At 70.1% G+C, this 17,083-nt stretch carries 16 protein-coding genes; 12 read left to right on the top strand and 4 right to left on the bottom strand.

Annotated features, from left to right (window positions below):
* Positions 1-470: 470 nt before the first annotated feature.
* The 3 genes from HW466_RS12795 to HW466_RS12785 all read right to left on the bottom strand — a co-directional run bounded on the left by HW466_RS12795 (position 471) and on the right by HW466_RS12785 (position 2,719).
* Positions 471-740 carry a hypothetical protein gene (locus HW466_RS12795; RefSeq protein ID WP_059505202.1) on the bottom strand — a complete coding sequence of 90 codons (270 nt, stop codon included), beginning with the start codon at positions 738-740 and terminating at the stop codon, positions 471-473.
* A gap of 97 nt (positions 741-837) precedes the next feature.
* Positions 838-1,653, bottom strand: coding sequence for a family 1 encapsulin nanocompartment shell protein (locus tag HW466_RS12790; RefSeq protein WP_059452300.1), 816 nt, complete (start codon positions 1,651-1,653; stop codon positions 838-840).
* Positions 1,646-2,719 (bottom strand): Dyp-type peroxidase, encoded by a 1,074-nt coding sequence (locus HW466_RS12785; protein WP_059809701.1) that lies wholly within the window; start codon positions 2,717-2,719, stop codon positions 1,646-1,648. Before HW466_RS12785 ends, HW466_RS12790 begins: the two co-directional genes overlap by 8 nt.
* Before the next feature lie 414 nt (positions 2,720-3,133).
* Here HW466_RS12785 and HW466_RS12780 point away from each other — a divergent pair, with 414 nt between their 5' ends.
* From HW466_RS12780 to HW466_RS12760, 5 genes are all read left to right on the top strand, one after another.
* A complete protein-coding gene (locus HW466_RS12780) occupies positions 3,134-3,505 on the top strand; it encodes a helix-turn-helix domain-containing protein (RefSeq protein WP_151006408.1) in 372 nt (123 codons plus the stop codon).
* A complete protein-coding gene (locus HW466_RS12775; protein WP_151006406.1) occupies positions 3,502-3,954 on the top strand; it encodes a phosphate-starvation-inducible protein PsiE in 453 nt (150 codons plus the stop codon). Before HW466_RS12780 ends, HW466_RS12775 begins: the two co-directional genes overlap by 4 nt.
* Before the next feature lie 370 nt (positions 3,955-4,324).
* Positions 4,325-5,860, top strand: a complete 1,536-nt coding sequence (locus HW466_RS12770; RefSeq protein WP_174905569.1) for an FAD-dependent oxidoreductase — start codon at positions 4,325-4,327, stop codon at positions 5,858-5,860.
* Positions 5,861-5,999: 139 nt separating this feature from the next.
* Complete coding sequence (locus HW466_RS12765; protein ID WP_059452304.1) at positions 6,000-7,205, top strand: zinc-dependent alcohol dehydrogenase; 1,206 nt, start codon at positions 6,000-6,002, stop codon at positions 7,203-7,205.
* A 30-nt stretch (positions 7,206-7,235) separates the two neighbouring features.
* On the top strand, positions 7,236-7,568 hold the full coding sequence (locus HW466_RS12760; RefSeq protein WP_059452305.1) for a four-helix bundle copper-binding protein: 333 nt from the start codon (positions 7,236-7,238) through the stop codon (positions 7,566-7,568).
* A gap of 4 nt (positions 7,569-7,572) precedes the next feature.
* Here HW466_RS12760 and HW466_RS12755 read toward each other — a convergent pair whose 3' ends face one another.
* Entirely contained in the window at positions 7,573-9,162 is a 1,590-nt protein-coding gene (locus HW466_RS12755; RefSeq protein ID WP_174905568.1) for a PAS domain-containing hybrid sensor histidine kinase/response regulator, read from the bottom strand.
* A gap of 304 nt (positions 9,163-9,466) precedes the next feature.
* Between HW466_RS12755 and HW466_RS12750 the strand changes: the two genes are divergently transcribed.
* From HW466_RS12750 to HW466_RS12720, 7 genes are all read left to right on the top strand, one after another.
* Entirely contained in the window at positions 9,467-9,832 is a 366-nt protein-coding gene (locus HW466_RS12750) for a hypothetical protein (protein ID WP_059768914.1), read from the top strand.
* Positions 9,833-10,130: 298 nt separating this feature from the next.
* A complete protein-coding gene (locus tag HW466_RS12745) occupies positions 10,131-11,000 on the top strand; it encodes a BON domain-containing protein (protein WP_151006600.1) in 870 nt (289 codons plus the stop codon).
* Positions 11,001-11,048: 48 nt separating this feature from the next.
* On the top strand, positions 11,049-13,883 hold the full coding sequence (locus HW466_RS12740) for an ABC transporter transmembrane domain-containing protein (RefSeq protein ID WP_174905567.1): 2,835 nt from the start codon (positions 11,049-11,051) through the stop codon (positions 13,881-13,883).
* Complete coding sequence (locus HW466_RS12735; RefSeq protein WP_059505188.1) at positions 13,825-14,352, top strand: hypothetical protein; 528 nt, start codon at positions 13,825-13,827, stop codon at positions 14,350-14,352. The genes HW466_RS12740 and HW466_RS12735 overlap by 59 nt, the downstream gene beginning before the upstream one ends.
* Before the next feature lie 179 nt (positions 14,353-14,531).
* Complete coding sequence (locus HW466_RS12730) at positions 14,532-15,281, top strand: SDR family oxidoreductase (protein ID WP_059542314.1); 750 nt, start codon at positions 14,532-14,534, stop codon at positions 15,279-15,281.
* Positions 15,272-15,883, top strand: a complete 612-nt coding sequence (locus tag HW466_RS12725) for a D-glycero-alpha-D-manno-heptose-1,7-bisphosphate 7-phosphatase (RefSeq protein ID WP_059452311.1) — start codon at positions 15,272-15,274, stop codon at positions 15,881-15,883. The genes HW466_RS12730 and HW466_RS12725 overlap by 10 nt, the downstream gene beginning before the upstream one ends.
* Positions 15,880-17,082: a glycosyltransferase family 9 protein gene (locus tag HW466_RS12720; RefSeq protein WP_059542316.1), complete on the top strand. Its 1,203-nt coding sequence runs from the start codon at positions 15,880-15,882 to the stop codon at positions 17,080-17,082. The genes HW466_RS12725 and HW466_RS12720 overlap by 4 nt, the downstream gene beginning before the upstream one ends.
* Position 17,083: the final 1 nt, after the last annotated feature.

Raw genomic sequence — 17,083 nt, 5'->3', positions numbered from 1 at the left:
ACGGCGGCCGGTCGCGTTCGACACCGGCAACACCGCTGCGTCGCGCAGCCAGCGGCATCACTTCGACTGCGTTCAAAATAGCGAATCGGCCCAGGGCCTCCAAGACACAGTTGCGCGCCGCCCCGGCCGCGAATTGCACCCTCGCATTCGTGCATTCGGCGGACGCAAGGAGTACAGACGAGCGCGCATGCGGGCGCGCTGTCCGCGACACGCAAACGTGGCGGCGTGCGCTGCGCACGAAGAGCGGTGCGACATCGGCGCGCAGGGCGCCGGCGGGAGGCGAACGGGAGGGTGCGCGCGCGGCGTGGCGCGGCGCGCGTGTGTCGGTGCGGTTGCCCGGCATGGCGACGCGCGAGCGGGCGCCGCGCCGGGCCGCTCGCGCCACGCATCCGTCGCGTGGTGCGAGGCCGGTGGCGAAGCCAGGCGGTTGCACGGCGCGGGCCGGACGGCTCGACCGTGGCGAATCGGCGTCAGTCGGAGAGCGTCATCGCAAGCCGCTGACGTGCGATCTGTTTCACATGGGTCGATAGCGCCGCATCTTGCAGGCCGTTCGCCCAGACCGAGAACGAATCCTCGATCAGGTTGCGGGTGTCGGGCGGCAGTTCGGCCAGCATCAGCGCCACCACGGTAAACAGGACGGCGGTGTCGCCGGTGTGGCGGCTCGCGTTTGCGTCGATGGACTGCTTCAGACTGTCGACCGACGCTTGCAGCGCCTGTAGTGCGTCATTCGATTCGCTCATTTCACGCTCCATGCAAGATGGTTCGGTGGCGACGAACGTGCGGCCGGCAACGCGGCCGGTGCGCGCGATGCCCGGCGGACACCGCGCGCGCGGGACGTCAGGTCGCCGCGTTGGCCTGCGGCGCCACGGCCACCGATGCCTCGCTCGTCAGCATCAGGAACGTGAACGTTTCGCGCAGGTACAGGCGAACGACCTTGTCGGTGTGGCTGGTGTAGCCGATCGACACGTCTTCGCCGAGGTGCAGTTCATAGTCGCCGCCGCGGGTGGACAGCACGCAGCCGCCGCTGATGGCCGGCGCCCAGATGATCTCGCCGCTGACGATGCGCTTGATGTGGCCGAGGACCGGATAGCCCTGGTCGCGCGCTTCGCTCAGCGCCGTGTAGGCGTCGGAGCCGAGCACGACCGAGTACGGGCCGTCGACGCCCGCGAGCCGCAGCGCTTCCAGCGCGTCGCTGATCGCGTCGGGATACGCGCCGACGTCGGCCGGCAGCGTGAGCTTGCGGTTCGACGTGCCTTCGCGGATGCCGACGATGCCCGCGGCCGGATAGCCGTCGAAGATCGCGCCGTCTTCGGCGAATGCGAGCCGTTGCGCGGCGTCCTTCGCCGGCTGCCAGTCGGCGTCGCGCGCGCCGCGCTCGACGCTGTCGATCGCATCGCGGCTCAATTCGAACGGCACCGTCAGCTCGACGATCGTGCGCACTTCGCGCAGCCGTGCGCTCACCAGCTCGCGCGGCGCGGCAACCTCGCGCAGATGCCCGGTGCCGACGGCCGACAGCGCGGGGCCGGCAGGGCCCTCGACGTCGACCACGCGGCGTCCGGCCACCGAGCGCTTGAAGGTGCGTGCCACTTCCTCCTCGATCTGTTCCCAGGCGGAGGCGGAAATCGGCGCGAGTTCGCGGTGCAGGTTATTCATGGACTTTGGCTCCTTTCAGCGATCCGATGTTCAGCGAGCCGTCACGGCGCGACTCGGGTGAGGCAGGTGCCGGCGGCGCGGTGGCAGGGGCGGCGGCCGGTGCCGCGCGATCGGCGAGCGCTTCGAGCAGGTCGGCCGACGGCACGAAGAACAGCGAGCCGGTGACCGCGCGGCTGTAGTCGAGCAGCCGGTCGTAGTTGCCGGGCGGGCGGCCGACGAACATGTTCTCGAGCATCTGTTCGATCGGCGCCGGCGAGCGTGCGTAGCCGATGAAATAGGTGCCGAATTCGCCGTAGCCGGGGCGCCCGAACGGCATGTTGTCGCGCAGGATCTTCACTTCCTTGCCGTCTTCGTCGAGCGTGGTCAGCGAGCTGTGCGAGCACGACGGTTTCACGTCCGGCGGGAGCTCGATGTCGGACAGCTTGGTGCGCCCGATGATGCGCTCCTGCGTCTCGACCGCGAGCGCGTTCCAGCCCGCCATGTCGTGCAGGTACTTCTGCACGATCACGTAGCTGCCGCCCGCGAACGCCGGGTCTTCGTCGCCGATCACCGTGAACTCGACCGCCTCGCGGCCTTCCGGATTCTCTGTGCCGTCGACGAAGCCGATCATCGCGCGCTGGTCGAAATTGCGGAAGCCGTGCACTTCGTCGACCACCGTGACGGCATCGCCCAGCGCGCCGAGCAATTGCGTGGCGAGCTCGAAGCACAGGTCCATTGCCTCGGCGCGGATGTGCAGCAGGATGTCGCCCGGCGTCGCGACCGCGACACGCTGGCCGGCGCCGAATTCGCGGAACGGATGCAGCGACGCGGGACGCGGGTCGCCGAACAGCGCATCCCATGCGTCGGCGCCGAAGCCGCACACGCACGACAGGTTGCCGCCCGGCACACGCTTGCCGACCGAGCGCACGAGCGCGGCGATGTCGCCGCACCACGCGCGGATCGTGTCGGCGCGATCCGCGCCCGGGTTGACGGTTGCGACGAGGAAGATCGCGCTGCGCGTGATCGGGCTGTGAACGGCCTGGGAGAGCGGGGGAAGGGTTTGCATCGCGGCCTGCCGGTCAGTCATGTCGGGACGGACGGGCCGCGAATGCCGCGGCGCGCGAAGACGAACGGTTGAACTCGGTCATGCGACTGTTCTCTTTGTGACATGCGGATGAAGGACGTCGCGCGGGTATCGCGCAACGGGCCGCGGCGGCGGCCTGCCACCCGGGCGCAAGGCGGAGGCAGGCACGGTGGCCGCGCGTTCGCCCGGGCGTGAGTTCGCCGCACCGCGTAACGTCGTCGAGCATGCAATCTAGCAGCTTCGGCGGGTCTTTGGAACACGTATCGGCAATCTGTCATTCGAATGCATTGATCGTGGTCCGATTTTGCGTAGCGGGCGTGCAGCTGTACTCCTGGCATGCGTGGCGCTGTGCTCTTGAGCGGGCGCGGCGCGTGCAGTAGATTGGATTCGCTCCGCTCACCGACGAGGCCCGTAATGATGAACCTGCTGGAAGCGATGCGTATTTTCGTCGCAGTGGTCGAGCATGGCGGGGTGTCCGGCGCGGCGTCCGAGCTCGAGCTGGGCGACGCGCAGGTCGACGCGCGGCTCGATTGCCTCGAACGATATCTCGGCTGCAGATTGCTGCTGGACCGCGCAGGCGGCGACATCGCATGTACCGATGCCGGCGTCGCGTTTCGCGCGTGCTGCGTGCGGACGCTGTCCGCGGTTGCGCAGGCTGCCTCCCGGATCGATGCGCGCGCAACCGTTGCGGATTCGCCGGCCGAAGGCCGCCCGTCGCCCGACTCCATTCGCCGTGTCGATGGAGTGTCGATTGCGGCCGCTACGCCATTGCATGGGGCATCGCGTTGAATACGTCCACTGTTTCCGCCGCCACGGCCGCCGAGCGCATCCGCCGCCGCTTCGGGCACTTCCTTCATGCGGCCGAGCTGGCCGGGCTGATCGTGATCGGCCTCGCGACCGCGTTCGCGATGACGCAGGAGGCGTGGAAGGTCGTGCTCGCCGGTGAGGTGTCGCTGACCGATCTTCTGCTGATGTTCCTGTATCTCGAAGTGCTCGCGATGGACGTGCGTTACCTTCGGCTCGGCCGGCTGCCGGTGCGTTTCCCGCTGTTCATTGCGATGACGTCGCTCGCGCGCGACCTGATCTTGCGCGGCGCCACGGACAGCCCGGAGCGAATGCTGATGACCACATTCGGGATCGTGCTGCTCGCCGTGGGCGTACTGATCCTCAGCTTCGGTCAGCATCGTTTTCCGGCCGACGTCGACGATGTCGAGGAGGATGCGCGCATGCATCGGTAACACCGCGCGCATCCATCGACTGGCAGCGCTCGCGTGGACCGCTCATGCTCGCGGTAGTCGCCCGTGTCGACGCGCGATCGCCGGAGAGCGAGGGATTGCACATCGATATGACGATGTCGTCGCCGAATACGCGCAGCCGGCAAACATGCCGGGCCGCATGCCTCACACGGCATGCGGATTGCTCCCGCTGCGGGCCGCTCTCGCGCGCGTCTTGCGCGTGTTGCGCCGCAACGTCGATGATGCTCCCCGCCGGTCGTGCACCGCGCCCGAAGCTTTGTCCGCGTTTGCGTGCGCTGCGGGGTCGTTCGCGCCTGCCCTTTCCAGGAAGGGCGCCGATAATGGGATCGTTACGTCAGCCGGGAGTCGCACCATGTCCGGAAGCGCCGCATCGTCTTCACGCCCCGATCTTTCACAGGGCATTTCACTCGACGACATCGCCGACGGCGCGATGATCGAGGGCCAGGTTGGCGACGCGACCGTGCTGCTGGTGCGCCGCGCCGACGCGCTGTTTGCCGTGGGCGCGCAATGCCCGCACTACGGCGCGCCGCTGGCGCACGGGCTATTGGTCGGCGACACGATTCGCTGTCCGTGGCATCACGCGACATTCTGCTTGCGCACCGGCGCGTTGTTGCGCGCGCCGGCGCTCGACGGCCTGCCGAGCTGGCGCGTCGAGCGTCGCGACGGCCGCGCGGTCGTGCTCGGCGCGCAGCCTGCCGCGTCGCCGCCTGTATTGACGTCGGCCGGATTGCCTGAATCGGTGGTGATCGTCGGCGGTGGCGCGGCCGCGATCGCGGCGGCCGTGACGCTGCGGCAGGAAGGCTACCCGCACGCGATCACGCTGCTGAGCGCGGACAGCGAGCCGCCGTACGATCGACCGAATCTGTCGAAGGATTATCTGGCCGGCACGGCCGAAGCCAACTGGCTGCCGCTGCGCGGCGCGTCGTTCTATACCGACCAGCGCATCGACGTGCGCTGCGGCACGCGCGTCGTGCGGCTCGATCCGGCGCAACGCGCGGTCGAACTCGCGGACGGCAGCCGCGTCGGCTACGGCGCGCTGCTGCTCGCCACCGGCGCCGAGCCGAACCGCCTCACCATACCGGGCGCCGACCTTCCGCACGTATGCATGCTGCGCTCGCGCGCCGATTGCGATGCGCTGATCGGCAAGCTGAAGAACGCGCGGCGCTGCGTCGTGGTCGGCGCGAGCTTCATCGGCCTCGAGGCGGCCGCCGCACTGCGCACGCGCGGGCTCGACGTAGCGGTGGTCGCGCCCGATGCGCAGCCGATGGCGCGCGTGCTCGGCGAAGCGCTCGGTGAAACGATCCGCGCGCTGCACGAGTCGCGCGGCGTGACGTTCCATCTCGGCGCGACGCCCACGCAGATCGCGCCGGATCACGTCGTGCTGTCGAACGGCGACACGCTGCCCGCGGACGTCGTGCTGGTCGGCATCGGCGTGCATCCGAACGTCGCGCTTGCCGAGGATGCCGGGCTGGCAGTCGATCGCGGCGTGACGGTCGACCGTTTCCTGCGGACGAGTGCGCCGGACATCTACGCGGCCGGCGACATCGCGCGCTGGCCCGATCCGCTGACGGGCGAACGCATTCGCGTCGAGCACTGGGTCGTCGCGCAGCGGCAGGGCATCGCCGCGGCGAGCAACATGCTGGGCCGGCAACAGCCGTTCGATGCGGTGCCGTTCTTCTGGAGCCAGCACTACGACCTGACCGTGCGCTACGTCGGCCACGCGGCGCAATGGGATCGCGTCGAAATCGCCGGCGACCTGCGCGCGCATGACGGTTCCGTGACGTACTGGCGCGGCGACACGCGGCTCGCGGTCGCGACGGTCGGGCGCGATCTCGCGTGCCTGCACGCGGAAGCGGCACTCGAGCAGCAGGCCGCGACGCACGCATGAGCATGCCGGCGATGCTGCCCTGAACGATGCACGCCGCGCTGGCCGCGGCACGCCGGACCACACGCCGACAGGCGCGCGCCTTGCTCGAACAGCGCGACGGTATTCACACCGTTTCCGCTTTCGACAAGGAGGGCCTGACATGAAAGCAGTCGTATTTCACGGCATCGGCGACATTCGCATCGATACGGTACCCGATCCGGAAGTCGCCGACGTCACCGACGCCGTCGTGCGCCTGACGGCCAGCGCGATCTGCGGCACCGACCTGCACATGGTGCGCGGCACGCTCGGCGGGATGAAGCCGGGCACGATCCTCGGCCATGAGGGTGTCGGCATCGTCGAGACGGTTGGCCGCGACGTGCGCAACCTGAAGCGCGGCGATCGCGTGCTGATTCCGTCGACGATCGCGTGCGGCAGCTGCGTGTACTGCCGCGCGGGTTACACCGCGCAGTGCGACGTCGCGAACCCGGGCGGGCCGCGCGCGGGCACCGCGTTCTACGGCGGGCCGGCCGACACGGGCCCGTTCGACGGGCTGCAGGCCGAATATGCGCGCACGCCGCTCGCGAATGCGAGCCTGATCCGGCTGCCCGACGCGATCGACGACGACCGCGCGATCCTGATGTCCGACATTTTCCCGACCGGCTATTTCGGCGCGCAGCTCGCGGAAGTGAAGCCGGGCGATACGGTGGCCGTGTTCGGCGCCGGGCCGGTCGGCCAGTTCGCGATCGCGAGCGCGAAGCTGATGGGCGCCGGCCGCGTGATCGCGATCGACCGCATCGCGTCGCGGCTCGAGATGGCGTGCGCGCAAGGTGCCGAGACCATCGATTTCTCCGAGGAAGACCCCGTCGACACGGTGCTGCGGCTTACCGGCGGAATCGGCGTCGATCGCGTGATCGATGCGGTCGGCGTGGACGCGATGCGCGCGACGCACGGACCGGCCGCTGCCGATGGCGACGCGGCACGCGCATTCGATGCGGAAGTCGACGCCGTCGCACCGCGCCGCAAGCCCGACGGCCGCTACTGGGTACCGGGCGACGGACCGTCGCAAGTACTGCAATGGGCGGTGCGCGCGGTGGCGAAGGCCGGCACGGTCGCGGTGATCGGCGTGTATCCGCCGCAGGCCCGCGTGTTTCCGATCGGCGAGGCGATGAACCGGAACCTGACGATCAAGATGGGCAACTGCAACCACCGGACCATCACGCCGCAACTGATCGAGCTCGTGCGCAGCGGTGCGTTCGACCCGGCATCCGTGCTGACACGCTGCGAGCCGCTGACGAACGCGATCGACGCGTATCGCGCGTTCGACGTGCGCGAGCCGGGCTGGATGAAGGTGAAGCTGGAGCCGTGATGATTCGAACCCCGAACGAGGAGTGCCGTGATGAACGAGATGAACGATCGCTACGCCAACTGCATGGCCGCGTGCGATGCGTGCGCGCATGCGTGCGACGCGTGTATCGCGGGGTGCCTTGCGGAACCCGAAGCGCAGACCCTGACCGCCTGCATCGCGCTCGACATCGAGTGCGGGCAGCTCTGCCGCCTGGCATCGGGCGCAATGGCACGCGGCAGCGTGCTCGCGCCGCAGATATGCGCGCTGTGCTCGCACGCGTGCGAGCTGTGCGCGGCGGAGTGCCTGCAGCACGCACACGACCATTGCCGCCGCTGCGCGCTCGCATGCGATACGTGTGCCGCGATGTGCCGCGCGATGTCCTGAGCGATCAGCGCGTGTCCTGAACCTGGCGCGCGACGCGCTGCAGCAGCGCGTCGAGCACCGCCATCTCGACGGGCTTCACGAGGTGATCGTCGAAGCCCTCGCTCGCGGTGCGTGCCAGGTCGGCGGGGCTCGCATGGCCGGACAACGCGACGCAGGTCGTGCCGGCCAGTACCTCGATCGCGCGCAGTTCATGCAGCAGCGTGAAGCCGTCGACGTCGGGCATCGACAGGTCGATCAGCATCAGGTGCGGAACGACGTCGCGCGCGATCGCGAGCGCGTCGGCGGCGTTGTACGCGACGCGCGGCGCGTGCCCCTTGACCTGCAGCAGCACGCCCAGCGTGTCGGCGGAGTCGCGGTTGTCGTCGACGATGACGATACGCAGCGGCGCACCGGCCGGCGGCTCGGCGATGCGCGGCGCGGGCGCATCGGCCGGCGTCGCGCTCGCCGCATGCTCGACCGGCAGCCGCACCGTGAAGGTCGCGCCATGGCCGGGCCCGCGACTTTCGGCGGCGATCATCCCGCCGTGCAGCTCGACGAACGACCGGCAGATTGCGAGGCCGAGCCCGAAGCCGTCCGCGGGGCGCCGGCCCGGCACGCCTTCCTGTTCGAACAGGTCGAAGATCGATTCGAGCGCGCCCGGCGCGATGCCGACGCCGTGATCGGTAACGCGGATCGCGACCATCGACGATTCGGCGTGCGCGCTGACGTCGATGCGCGCCCCCTGCGGCGAGAATTTCGATGCGTTGTCGAGCAGGTTGTGCAGCACCTGCACGAGCCGCGCGGCGTCGCCGCGCACCACCAGCGGATCGGGCGGCAGGTCGACGCGGATGTGCTGCCCGCGCGCGGCGAGCTTTGGCTGAATGCTTTCCACGCCGCGGCAGACGAGGTCGCGCACCGTCACCGGCGCGTCGTCGAGTTCGACCTTGCCGGCGGTGATGCGCCCGACGTCGAGCAGGTCGTCGACCAGCCGCGTCAGCTGTCCGACCTGCCGGTGCACGGCGTCGCGGCATTGCGCGAGCGCGGGCGCCGGATCGGGCAGGCTCTGCAGCACGCCGACCGAATGGCGCAGCGGTGCCAGGTGGTTGCGCAATTCGTGCGCGAGCATCGCGATGAAGACGCTGAGCCGATGCGTCGACACCTCGAGCTCCGCGAGCCGCTTGTGCTCGGTCATGTCGCGCGTGATCTTGATGAAGCCCGCGAGTTGGCCCGTATGGTCATGCACGGCCGTGATCGTCACGCTCGCCCAGAACAGCGAGCCGTCCTTGCGCACGCGCCAGCCTTCGTCCTCGAAACGGCCATGCGCAGCGGCTTCCCGTAGCCCGAATGCGGGGCGCCCGGCCGCGATCGCGTCGGGCGGATAGAAACGCGAGAAATGGTGGCCGACGATGTCGGCCGTGCGATAGCCCTTGATGCGCTCGGCGCCGGCGTTCCACGTCGCGACGTTGCCGTGCGTGTCGAGCATGAACACCGCGTAGTCGGTGATCGCATCGACGACGGTCTCGAAACGAAATTCGGCGAAGCGGTGCCGCAGATCGCGCGCATCGTCGGATCCTAGCGGCGGGGGCAGGTTTGAAACGGTGTCGTCTGTCTTCATCGGAACGGCAAGTCGGATACGGGCGGAGAAAAGCCGCCCCGCCGCAGCCGGGGGAGCCGGCGGCGGCCATTCAAACCGGATTGGCACTTCCCAAAGCATACGGGAGGTCAATTCACCTGATCAATGGGCGCGCATGGCCCGTGCCGCGTGGCGCTCACGATGCGAAATCCCGCCGCCGACGACGAGACTGCCCGCGATGCGGCACGGCGATTGCATCGCCGTGCGGTTCGCACGACGCGACCGACCGGGCGCGAGAACCCGCCACGAGCGGCGCGCCGCGTCAAGGCTACCCGAGGACATCGACATGAACAGCACATTGAACCCCGACAACGAACCGGCCGGCCCGGACGACGAGAACGCGCGGCGCGGCCGCGATGGCCGCGCGCTGGGGCCGAGCGACTCGTCCGACAGCGGCAGCGACACCGCGGGCGCCCGGCGCCATCCATTCGACGTCGATTCGCCGCTCGACGAGCACGCGCTGGAGCGCGGCGATGCGACCCTCGATAGCGATACGGACCGCGCGGGCACGGGCGAGCGCGCGTCCGCGGACGGCGATTCCGGGCTTGAGGAAGGCGCCGATATCGAGCCGGATCGCACGGAACGGCTGAGCGAGCCCGGCAGCACCGACGACCCGGACGCACCGGCGCAACGCGGCAGCGGCGACGTATAGCGTGGCAGGACGCGCGGCTGCGCAAAAACTGCAATTGCGTTGCAGATAGGGAGGCCCGGCGACGGACGGGCGGCGACGGGTGACGGATCGGCGTCGGCCGCAGCCGGGTCGCAGGCGCGCGGCGCGCGCATCACGGAATCAACCGGGACGTCGACGCGGGCCTTTCGCCGTGCGGCGTGCTGCACCGGCTGGCAAGCCGGCACGCGACTTGCAACGACGACCCGGAACGAATTGACAGACGTGCGCCGCGACGCGACATGGGGCCATGCGCGGCACGGGCGCGATCAAGGAGGACACGATGCAACGACGATCTCCCGGACGGCGAGCCGAACGAAGCGGCCCGCCCGACTGGCCGGAGCGCGGCGCACGCGGGTACCGCGACACCGGCGAGCGCGACTTCCGCGGCGACGAATTCCGACGCCACGATGCCGACTATGAATCCGCGTACCGGCGCTTCGCGAGCGAGGACGTCGGACCGGAAGACTGGGGCAGCGAGTGGAGTGAACGTTCCGCGCGCTCGTCAGCCGAACGGCCCGGCGCGAGCGGCGACTGGCGCGATGCGCCGGGCGATATGCGCGATGCGGGATGGGAAGCCGAACGCGGCTACGGGAATCGCGGCCGTCGCGCGGAAGGTGGCGACGACCGTCGAGGCCGGTACGGCGGCGACCCGCGCGGGTTCAGCGGCCATCACCGGCTGGGCTGGTACGGCGGCGAGCGCGACGACGTTTCGCGCGACGCGCGCTGGACCGATGCGCCCGACCTGTCGCGCTTCGGCAGCGATGCGCAACGCGACGCAATGCGCCATCGTCGCGGCCCGAAAGGCTATACGCGCTCGGACGAGCGGATTCGCGAGGACGTGTGCGAGCGGCTCGCGCGCGCGCTCGACATCGACGTGAGCGACGTTTCAGTGCAGGTGCGTGACGGCCGCGTCGAACTCGACGGCACCGTGCCGTCGCGCTGGATGAAGCACGACATCGAGGACATTGCCGACAGCTGCATGTGCGTGCGCGATGTCGAAAACCGTGTGCGCGTACGCCGCGAGGAGGGCGAACACGACACGGGTATGGTGCTTCACCCGTCGCAACGGACGGTTACCCCGACGCAGCCGGCGTCGCGCGATCCCGAACCGGGTACCGGCGGGGGCCGCGATCGCGAACCGCGCCATTGACCGCCGATGCGGGGGAGCGATCCAGCCACCGCCACGGACATCGGGCGCATGACGACCGGCACCGGCGAGCGGCCGCTCGACGATCGCGACGATCGCGGGCCGGCCGGTAACGGGCGCCGTCGCGATCCCGGCCGCCGCCGCGACCGCGACGGCGCGCGCGGCCTGCGCGTTCGCATCGCGCTGGAGCTGTGGCGCGCGATCTGGCATTACCGCGCGCGCGTGCTGGCCGCGATCGTGCTGCTGGTGCTCGCGAAGGCGGCGGCCGTTGCGGTGCCGCTGCTGCTCAAGGAGATCGTCGACGGATTCGGCCGCGCCGCCGGCCAGGCGATCGCGCTGCCGGTCCTGCTGCTGTTCGCGTATGCGGTCGTGCGCTTCGCGGCGAATGCGCTGAACGAAGTGCGCGACATGACCTTCGTGCAGGTCACGCAGCACACGGTCGCGTCGTTTACGGTCCGCACGTTCGGCCACCTGCACCGGCTCGGCGCGCGTTTTCACTCGCAGCGCGAGACGGGCGCCGTCGTGCGCGACCTCGAGAAGGGCACGGCGGGGATCGGCTACCTGCTCGGCGTCGCGGTGTTTACCGTCGTGCCGACCGCGCTCGAGATCGGCTCGGTGCTGGTGATCGTGATCGGCAAGTACGGCGGCGGCTTCACCGCGATCATCCTCTGCACGTTCGCCGTCTATGCGGCATATACGGTCGTCTTGACACGGCGTCGCACCCGCTACCAGCGTCGCGTGAACGCGCTCGAGGCCGAATCGAACGCGCGCGTGGTCGACAGCCTGCTCAACGTCGATACCGTCAAGTACTTCGCGCGCGAGGACGTCGAGCGCGGCCGGCTCGAACGCGTGCTCGACGCGTGGCGCGAGGCCGGCGTCGACAACCAGTACGCGCTCTCGACGCTGCACATCGGCCAGAGCGCATGCATCGGCGCGGGCATCGCGGCGGTCATGCTGCTCGCCGGGCAGCATGTCGCACGCGGCACGATGACGATCGGCGATCTGGTGCTGATCAACGCGTACATCATCCAGATCAGCCTGCCGCTGAACGCGCTCGGCTTCGTGTTCCGCGAGGCGAACGACGCGATGACGAACGTCGAGCGACTGTTCGGGCTGCTCGACGCACGCGGCAAGCCGGGCGAGGAGAGCGACGCGCCCGGTGCGCAACCGCTCGTGGTGCGCGGCGGCGCGATCGAGTTCGAGCACGTCGACTTCGGCTACGAGCCGAGCCGACAGATCCTGTGGGACGTGTCGTTTCGCATCGAGCCGGGGCAGACGGTGGCGGTGGTCGGCGGCAGCGGCTCGGGCAAGTCGACGCTCGCGCGGCTGCTGTTCCGGCTGTACCAGCCCGATGCGGGGACGATCAGGATCGACGGCCAGGACCTGCGCCTCGTGACCGCGCGCAGCCTGCGCGATGCGCTCGGCATCGTGCCGCAGGACACGATCCTGTTCAACGACACGCTCGCCTACAACATCGGATACGGCAAGCGCGACGCGACGCGCGGCGAAGTGATCGCGGCCGCGCGCGGCGCGCAGCTCGACGCGTTCATCGAGCGGCTGCCCGATGCGTACGACACGCGCGTCGGCGAGCGCGGCGTGCGCCTGTCCGGTGGCGAGCGGCAGCGTGTCGCGATCGCGCGCGCGCTGCTCAAGGCGCCGCCGATCGTCGTGTTCGACGAGGCGACATCCGCGCTCGATACGCGCTCGGAGCGCGCGATCCAGCAGGAGCTGATGCGGGTCGCGCAGCACCGCACGAGTCTCATCATCGCGCACCGGTTGTCGACGATCGTCGACGCGGACCAGATTCTCGTGATGGAGCACGGCCGGCTCGTCGAGCAGGGCACGCACGACGAGCTGCTGGCCAGCGACGGCGTGTATGCGCAGATGTGGGCGCTGCAGGCGAAGCAGCGCGAACTGGAGCGCACCGAAGCGAAATTCGCGCGCCAGCCGGTGCGCATCAATCCGATGGTGGCGCAGGTGCTCGATTCGCTCGCCGACGCGGCCGCGAGCCGCGGCGTGCCGGTATTCCGCGAGCTGTCCGGCGAGGATCTGGTCGTCAAGGCCGATCCGGCCGCGCTGCGGCGCTTCGTGTGGGAGCTGTGCCGCGCGGGCATCGACGCGAGCGGCGGCGGCCACATCGAGGTGCGCACCGCGCGGCACGACCCCGACGCGCGGATCACGATCACGTGCGCGAGCGTCGAGGCACCGGAGCTGTCACTGGTCGATCTCGAGCGGATGCAAAGCACGATAGAGGACGCGGGCGGCTACGTCGTGCGCGAACGCGACGACGTCGGCGTGACGTTGCACCTGTCGCTACCGATGTACGCGGTGGCGCCGGCGTCGATGCAACCGGGCGCCGCCGCGTCGGATCGACCGGGGGGCGCCGTTGCGGCCGCGGACGCGAAACCGCTCGACGGCCTGCGCATCGCGTGCGTCGACGACCACGACGAGGCGCGCGAGGCGCTTGCCGCGCTGCTGAAGGTCGCCGGCGCGGACGTGCGCGTGTTCGCGTCCGGCCAGGCGCTGCTCGACGAGCTGTGGCGCGCGCGCCGCGCGGACTGGCCCGCGCTCCTGGTCTGCGACATCGACCTCGGCGACGACGAGGAAGACGGCTATGCGGTGATGCGGCACGTGCGCCAGCTCGATGCCGAGCGTGCGCGAGACGGCCGCCCGCCGGTCGAAGCGCTGGCGCTGTCGGGCCACGCCCGCGAGCATGACCGCACGCGCGCGGTCGAAGCAGGTTTCCATGCTTATCTGACCAAGCCCGCGGCAGCGGCCGACCTGATCGCGACGCTGCGCGCGCTCGCATTTTCCTCCGGAGACATCCATGCCGAACCTTCCGAACCCGGCGAAACCCGAAGCCCTGACCGAGCGTCGCGCGGGTAGCGCGTTCGCCGACCGCCAGGCCGCGGTCGCGGCCGTCGAGCTGCTGTTGCCGACGTTGTCGGCCGCGTTGCAGAGCGACTTCGTCGGCGACAGCGGCTGCCTGCACATCGTGATCATGGATCCGGCGCTGGGGCCCGGCGACGTGACGTTCGAGGACGCCATCCTGTACGAGTTCTCGCTGCCCGACCCGAAGGACTGGGACGCCGACTATCGTGCGTACGCACGCGCGAAGGCGCGGCTGTCATGGGAAACCGGTCGCGACGGCCACGTCGTGCAGGCGCTGGAGCCGTACCGGCTGCGCGCGGGCGACACGAATCTGTGGGGCGGTGTCGCGCAGCACGGGATCGTGGTCGGCGTGTCGGGCGCGCAGCCGTGGTTCGACGAGGCGTTCGCGGGCTGCATCGCGCACTGCCTGCGCGCGCTCGCGAAGCACCGCGCACAGGCGACGCCGGACGCACTCGCGATCTGAGCGCCGCGCGGCGCGCCGGTTTTTACAGCAGCTTATAAAAAAGCCCGGCGGATGTCGCGACGTCCCGATACGGCACGGGCATGCGCGGACGGGCACGGTTCTCGCTGTACATCCTGTATGACGCTTGTCGCGACAAGCGTTACCGCCACGATTCCATCGGACGCTAACAGGAGGTGCATGTGAACGCGACTCACGATCCCGCCCGACCGCCGCTTGCCGGCCGCACCGCACTCGTGACGGGCGGCGGCCGCGGCCTTGGCGCGGCCATCTGCGAGGAACTCGCGCAACACGGCGCGCATGTGATCGTCGCCGATCTCGACGGCGATCGTGCGGCGGCCGTCGCGCAACGCCTCGAGCGGCATGGCGGCCGCGCGGTCGGCCGGCCGCTCGACGTGCGCGACGAAGCCTCGGTGCTGCAGGTCGTGCACGACGCACGCGAAGCGCTCGGCGATCTCGACGTGATCGTCAACAACGCGGCGATCGACGTGACCGCGCCGATCGACGACGTCAGTGTCGCTGCCTGGCAGCAAGTGTTGATGACCAACCTGTTCGGCCCGTACCTGATGTGCCACGCGGCCGTGCCGATGATGAAGGCGCGCGGTAGCGGGCACATCGTCAACATCGCGTCCACCGCGTCGAAGCGCGCATGGCCGAATGCGTCGGCGTACCACGCGACGAAGTGGGGGCTGCTCGGCCTGTCGCATGCGCTGCATGCGGAGCTTCGGCCGGCCGGCGTAAGCGTGTGCGCGATCGTCGCGGGCGGCATGCGCACGCCGTTCCTGCTCGACCGTTTCCCCGACATCGACGAGGACACGCTGCAGCCGCCGGAGCACGTCGCGGCCGCCGTGCGCTTCGTGCTGACCCAGCCGCCGGGCACCGTCGTGCCGGAGCTGATGGTGCTGCCGATGAAGGAGACGTCATGGCCATGAGGCGCGAGCGACGGCTGCCCGGCGCGGTGCTGCTCGACAAGGACGGCACGCTGCTGCGCAACGTGCCGTACAACGTCGACCCCGCACGCATGCAGCTCGCCCCCGGCGCCGCGCGCGCACTGCGCACGCTCGGGGCGACCGGCATGCCGATCGCGGTCGTGTCGAACCAGCCGGGCGTCGCGCTCGGCCACTTTGCCGAATCGGAGCTTGGCGCGGTCCGCCAGCGTCTCGCCGAATTGTTCGAAGCGAACGGCGCGGCGCTGGCGGACTTTTTTTATTGTCCGCATCACCCGGCGGGCAGCGTGCCGCGCTACACGTGCGATTGCGTGTGCCGCAAGCCGCGCCCAGGGATGGTGCGCCGCGCGTTGGTCACGCTCGGTGCGGTCGCCGAATGGAGCTGGATGATCGGCGACATCCTCGACGACGTCGAAGCCGGTCGCGCCGCGCGCTGCGGCACGATACTCGTCGACTGCGGCAACGAGACCGAATGGCGGATCGATGCCGCGCGCACGCCGCACCACGTGGTCGACCGGCTCGATCTCGCCGCCGATATCGTCGTGCGCGAGGCCGTGCGTCGCCACGGCTCGTGGGTGCGGCGATGAGCGCCGCCTGGGATCGGGCACGCCGGATCCTGTGCGTGCGCCTCGACAACCTCGGCGACGTGCTGATGACGACGCCCGCGCTGCGCGCGCTGAAGGAAAGCGGCCACGGGCGGCGGCTCACGCTGCTGACGTCGCGCACCGGCGCCGCGCTGGCGCCACACCTGCCGATGGTCGACGACGTGTGGACGTATGACGCGCCATGGGTCAAGCATCCCGACGCGCGCGGCGATCCGGTCATCGATCTCGACATGATCGACCGGCTGCTGGCCGGACGCTTCGATGCGGCCGTGATCTTCACCGTGTACAGCCAGAGTCCGTTGCCCGCCGCGATGATGTGCTGGCTCGCGGGCATCCCGCTGCGGCTCGCGCATTGCCGCGAAAATCCGTACGAACTGCTGACCGATCGCGTACCCGAAACCGAGCCGGATTCGCACGTGCGCCACGAGGTCGCGCGCCAGCTTGCGCTGGTGCGCTCGGTCGGTGCGAAGACCGCCGACTGGCGGATGGCGTTCGAGCCGGGCGACGCGGCGCGGCGGGCGTTGCAACTGCGGCTGCGCGCCGCGTTGCAGCGGATCGGCGGCCCTCGCCGGGAGAACCCGTCGGCCGCGCGCTGGCTGGTCGTGCATCCGGGTGCGAGCGCGGCGTCGCGCCGCTGGCCGGCCGAGCGCTTCGGCGACGCGGCCGCGCGGCTCGCGCCGCTGTTCGACGGCATCGCGGTGACGGGCAGCGCCGCCGAGCGTGCGCTCGTCGATGCCGTATGCGAACGCGCGGGGCCGCGTGCCGTGCCGCTCGCCGGCGCGCTGCCGCTCGGCGAGCTCGGTGCGCTGATCGAGACGGCCGACCTGCTGCTGTCGAACAACAGCGGCCCGGTGCATCTCGCGGCCGCGCTCGGCACGCCGGTCGTCGACCTGTACGCGCTGACCAATCCACAGCACACGCCATGGCGTGTGCCGCACCGCGCGTTGAACGTCGACGTGCCGTGCCGCAACTGCTACCGCAGCGTATGCAATCAGCCCGGCCATCCGTGCCTGCTCGGCGTGAGCGTGGACGATGTCGTCGACGCGACGCATGCGCTGTTGCGCGGCAGCGCGCGCCATGCGCAGCGCGCTGCCGCGCGGGCCGCCGTGCACGGGGCCGAGCCGGTTGCGGCGAACGCGTCGAACGTGATTCCCTTCGCGCACGTCATCACGAGGAGCTGAC

This window comes from Burkholderia territorii, from assembly GCF_902833055.1.
Taxonomy (GTDB): domain Bacteria; phylum Pseudomonadota; class Gammaproteobacteria; order Burkholderiales; family Burkholderiaceae; genus Burkholderia; species Burkholderia territorii.
The sequence above is the reverse complement of the archived record's forward strand: the minus strand, read 5'-3'. Positions and strand labels throughout refer to the sequence as shown.